Below are 4,655 nucleotides of genomic sequence, written 5' to 3'. Positions count from 1 at the left end.
CGAAAACATCTACCGGCACCTGTCGGAAGTCGGCCACGCCGAGAGCCGCCCGCTCAGGCCAACGCCCGAAGGGCTCGACGGCAAGCTGGCGACGATCTTCCATGCCTCGACCGAGGTGACGCAGGCGATCTTCTTCTCGGCCACCATCATCATCGCGGGCTTCCTGCCCCTGTTCACCCTGTCGGGCGTCGAAGGCCACATCTTCGGCCCGATGGCCCGCACCTACGCCTACGCCCTGTCGGGCGGCCTTCTGGCCACCTTCACCGTTTCACCGGCGCTTGCCGCCATGCTGCTGCCCGAGAAGGTGAGCCATGCCGAGACCCGCGCGGTGCGCACGCTGCGCCGCGGCTACGACAGGCTGCGCGACGTCGTGCTGGCTCATCGCCGCGCCGCCGTGGCCGCGGGCATGGGCGCCGTCGCTCTCGCCGTCCTCGCCGGCAGCACGATCGGCCTGGAATTCCTGCCCAAGCTCGAGGAAGGCAACATGTGGATCCGAGCGGTCATGCCGGCCTCGATCTCGCTGGAAGCGGGCAACGACTACGCCAACCGCATGCGCCGGCTGATCAAGAGCTTCCCCGAGGCGGAGACCGTGATCTCCCAGCACGGCCGGCCCGACGACGGCACCGATTCGACGGGCTTCTTCAATGCCGAGTTCTTCGTGCCGCTGAAGCCCTTCGACCAGTGGCGCAAGGGCCTCGACAAGGACGGCCTGATCGCCGAGATGAACGACGCACTGACCAAGGCCTTCCCGGGCGTGGAATTCACCTTCTCGCAGTACATCCAGGACAACGTCCAGGAGGCGGCGTCGGGCGTGAAGGGCGAGAACTCGGTCAAGGTCTACGGCCCGGACCTCGAGACGCTCGGCAAGGTCGCCGACGATATCAAGAACGCCATCGCCACCGTGCCCGGCATCACCGACCTCGCCGTGTCGGCGTCGCTCGGCCAGCCGACCATCAAGATCGACATCGACCGCGCCAAGGCGGCGCGCTACGGCTTGGCGCCCGGCGACGTCAACGCCACGGTGCAGGCCGCGATCGGCGGCCAGGCGGCCGGCGACGTCTACGAGAACGGCAGCGACCGCCACTTCCCCATGGTCGTCCGCCTGGCGCCGCGCTATCGCGAGAACATCGAGGCGATCAAGCGCATCCCGATCGGCGTGCAGGGCACCAGCGGCATCACCCAGGTGCCGCTGAGCGAGGTCGCGACCGTCGAGCTTGTGTCGGGCGCCTATTACATCTATCGCGAACAGCAGGAGCGCTACGTTCCCGTGAAGTTTTCGGTGCGCGGCCGCGATCTTGGCAGCGCCATCCTGGAAGCGCAGGAGCGCGTGGCGGAGAAGGTCAAGATCCCGGGTGGCTATCGCGTGGAATGGGTCGGCGAATTCGGCAACCTCAAGAACGCCTTGCAGCGGCTGGCGATCGCCGTGCCGATCGCCATCGGCCTGATCCTGCTGCTGCTGTTCACCAGCTTCGGCTCGTTGCGTGACACGCTGCTGGCCGGCAGCGCCATTCCCCTGGCGCTGGTCGGCGGCGTGCTGGCGCTGTTCGCGCTCGGCATGCCGTTCAGCATCTCGGCCGCCATCGGCTTCGTCGCCCTGTTCGGCATCGCCGCCATGAACGGCATCATGGTCCTGGGCTGCTACAACCGCCTGATCGATGCCGGCCGCGCGCCCGAGGCGGCGCTGATCGAGACCTGCTCGGTGCAGATGCGGCCGGTGCTGATGACCTGTGCGGCGGCCTGCGTCGGCCTTTTGCCGGCCGCCTTCTCTACGGCGATCGGCAGCCAAGTGCAGCGGCCGCTTGCCGTCGTCGTGGTCGGCGGCACGCTGCTGGCGCCCTTGCTGTTCCTGACGGTGCTGCCCGCCGCGATCGGACTCTTCTCGCGCCGCACGGCGCGGCGAACGGTGCTGGCGGCCGGCGTGGCGGAGGCCCACTGATGGCCCGCGGCCGCCGTGTCTCTTGCCTGGCGCTGGCAGCGTCGCTCGCCGGCTGCATGGTCGGCCCCGACTTCAAGACGCCGGAGCCGCCGCCGACCAATCGCTATCTGCCCGACGAGGGCACGACCCTGAGCCTCGTCTCCGCCGGCATCCCCGGCGGCGAGGCCCAGCGCGTGGTGCAGGACCTCGACATCCCGAGCCAATGGTGGATGGTCTTCCAGTCCCAGCAGCTCAACGGCCTGATCAATCGTTCGCTCAGGGCCAATCCCGACATCAAGTCGGCGATTGCCGCGCTCAAGGTGTCGCAGTACACCGCGCGCGCCCAGCGGGCCACCCTGTTCCCGACCGTCGGCGTGGCCGGCACCGCCGCGCAGACCCAGGCGCCCACCGTGCTGTCGGCGCCGACGGCCGACCCCAACAACTTTGTGTTCGGCCTGTTCACAGCGCTGCTCAACATCACCTACTCGCCCGACGTCTGGGGAGGCACGCGGCGCGGCATCGAGTCTGCCGAGGCGCAGGCCGAAGCGCAGTGCTTCCTGCTCGAGGCGGCTTACCTTACGCTGGCTTCCAACGTGGTCGTGGCGGCGATCACCGAGGCGTCGCTGCGCGCCCAGGTAGCGGCGACTGAGCGCATCATCGCCGCCCAGCGCGAGACGCTTGGTATCCTGCGGGGCCAGGCCGGGCTCGGCGCCATCTCCGGCGCCGACGTCGCCAGCCAGGAGGCGGCACTGGCGCAAGCCGAGGCAACCTTGCCGCCCTTGCGGAAGGCGCTGGCGCAGCAGCGCAACCTGCTCACCACCCTGACCGGCAGCCTGCCCAGCACGGCACTGGCCGAGAACTTCGAGCTCAACGACCTGAAGCTGCCGGCCGACCTGCCGCTCAGCCTGCCGGCACGGCTGGTCGAGCAGCGGCCCGACATCCGCGCCGCTGAGGCCAACGTCCATTCGGCTTCGGCGCAAGTCGGCGTCGCCGTGGCCGCCCAGCTGCCGCAGATCAACCTGTCGTCGACGATCGGCTCGCAGGCCCTGACCCTGGGCTCGCTGTTCAGCCCGGCGGTCGGCCCGGCTTACAGCGTCGTCAGTGGCGGCATCCTGCAGCCGCTGTTCGACGGCGGCGCGTTGCAGGCCAAGAAGCGGGCGGCGCAGGCCTCGTTCGAGCAGGCCCAGGCGCAGTATGAATCGACGGTCCTTATCGCCTTCCGCAACGTCGCCGACACGTTGCGTGCGCTCGAGTACGACGCGCAGACGCTGAAGGCGACCGTGGCGGCCGAGCAGGCCGCGGCGACCAGTCTCACCATCGCGCGTCGTCGGCTGGACGTCGGCGACACGACTTACGTCGTCGTGCTGATTGCCGAGCTCACCTATCAGCAGGCGCTGTTGGCGCGCATCCAGGCGCAGGCCAATCGACTCATGGATACTGCGGCATTGTTCCAGGCGTTGGGCGGCGGCTGGTGGAATCGCGATGAGCCGACCAATCCGGCACAGCGCATGGTCTGCAAGCCGCCCAAGCCGCAGCGGCCTCCAAGTCAGTAAGCTGTAAGCCACGTATCGTAAGAGACCTGTAAGGGAGCAGCTGCCGTGCGACGGCAGCCATCAGGGCAGGTCACGATATGCAGGCAATTGTCGGCGCAGCTCTTCGCCAGCGCATCCTCGTGATGATCCTGAGCGTGACGGTGATCGCCGGCGGCCTGTTTGCTTATAGCAACCTGAACATCGAAGCCTATCCCGACCCGGTGCCGCCGCTGGTCGACATCGTTGTCCAGAATCCCGGCCAGTCGTCCGACGAGATGGAACGCTACATCACCATCCCGATCGAGGTGCAGATGGCGGGGCTGCCCTTCGTGAAGTCGATCCGCACCATCTCGCTGACCGGCCTGTCGGACGTGAAGGTGCAGTTCACCTACGACCTGACCTACCCGCAGGCAGCGCAGATGGTGATCAACCGCCTGTCGCAGCTCGGGCCCTTGCCCAACGGCGCCCAGCCCATCATTTCGCCGACCAGCCCGATCGGCGAGATCTTCCGCTATCGTGTCGTCGGCCCCGCAGGCTTCACCGTCACCGACCTCAAGACCATCCAGGACTGGATCCTGCTGCGTCGGCTGAAATCGGTGCCGGGCGTGATCGACGTCACGACCTGGGGCGGCAAGAGCAAGACCTATGACATCACCGTCGATCTCGACAAGCTCCTGGCCTACGGGGTCACGCTGAAGCAGGTGATGGATGCGCTGACCGGCGCCAACATCAATGTCGGCGCCAACACCATCAATCTCGGGCCGCAGTCGGCGGTGATCAGGAGCGTCGGCCAGATCCGCACCATGGACGACATCCGCCACACCATGCTGACGGTGCGCGATGGCGCGCCCGTGCTGGTGTCCGACATCGCCACCATCACCGTTGGCCATGAGCCGCGATTGGGCGTCGCCGGGCACGACAAAGACGATGACGTCGTGCAGGGCATCGTGCTGATGCGGCGCGGGGCCAAGACCATGCAGACCCTGCGCCTGGTCGAGGCCGAGGTCGACAGGATCAACAATTCCGATCTTCTGCCGCCGGGCGTGCGCATCGAGCGCATCTACGACCGCAGCGTGCTGGTCGACATCACCACCCGCACCGTCCTGCACAACATGGTGATGGGCGTGCTGCTGATCTTTGCCATCCAGTGGCTGTTCCTGGGTGACCTGCGCAGCGCCCTGATCGTGTCGGCCACCATTCCCTTCGCC

General features: G+C 67.6%; 3 protein-coding genes. All 3 read left to right on the top strand.

Features of this window, described 5'->3' with window-relative positions; genetic code table 11:
* Positions 1-1,936 (top strand): efflux RND transporter permease subunit (locus tag RSO01_RS46000; protein WP_147157340.1); only part of this gene is annotated, 1,936 nt, incomplete at its 5' end.
* Positions 1,936-3,468: an efflux transporter outer membrane subunit gene (locus RSO01_RS45995; RefSeq protein WP_147157339.1), complete on the top strand. Its 1,533-nt coding sequence runs from the start codon at positions 1,936-1,938 to the stop codon at positions 3,466-3,468. The genes RSO01_RS46000 and RSO01_RS45995, both read left to right, overlap by 1 nt.
* 77 nt (positions 3,469-3,545) lie before the next feature.
* Positions 3,546-4,655 (top strand): efflux RND transporter permease subunit (locus RSO01_RS45990; protein WP_147157338.1); only part of this gene is annotated, 1,110 nt, incomplete at its 3' end.

The organism is Reyranella soli (assembly GCF_007992495.1).
In the GTDB taxonomy this organism is placed as follows: Bacteria; Pseudomonadota; Alphaproteobacteria; order Reyranellales; family Reyranellaceae; genus Reyranella; species Reyranella soli.
Note: the sequence above shows the minus strand (reverse complement) of the source record. Positions and strands in the feature narration are given on the sequence as shown.

Coding starts and splice junctions, on each gene's coding strand:
- RSO01_RS45995 (WP_147157339.1), top strand. CDS start 1,936: ATGGCCCGCGGCCGCCGTGTCTCTTGCCTGGCGCTGGCAGCGTCGCTC.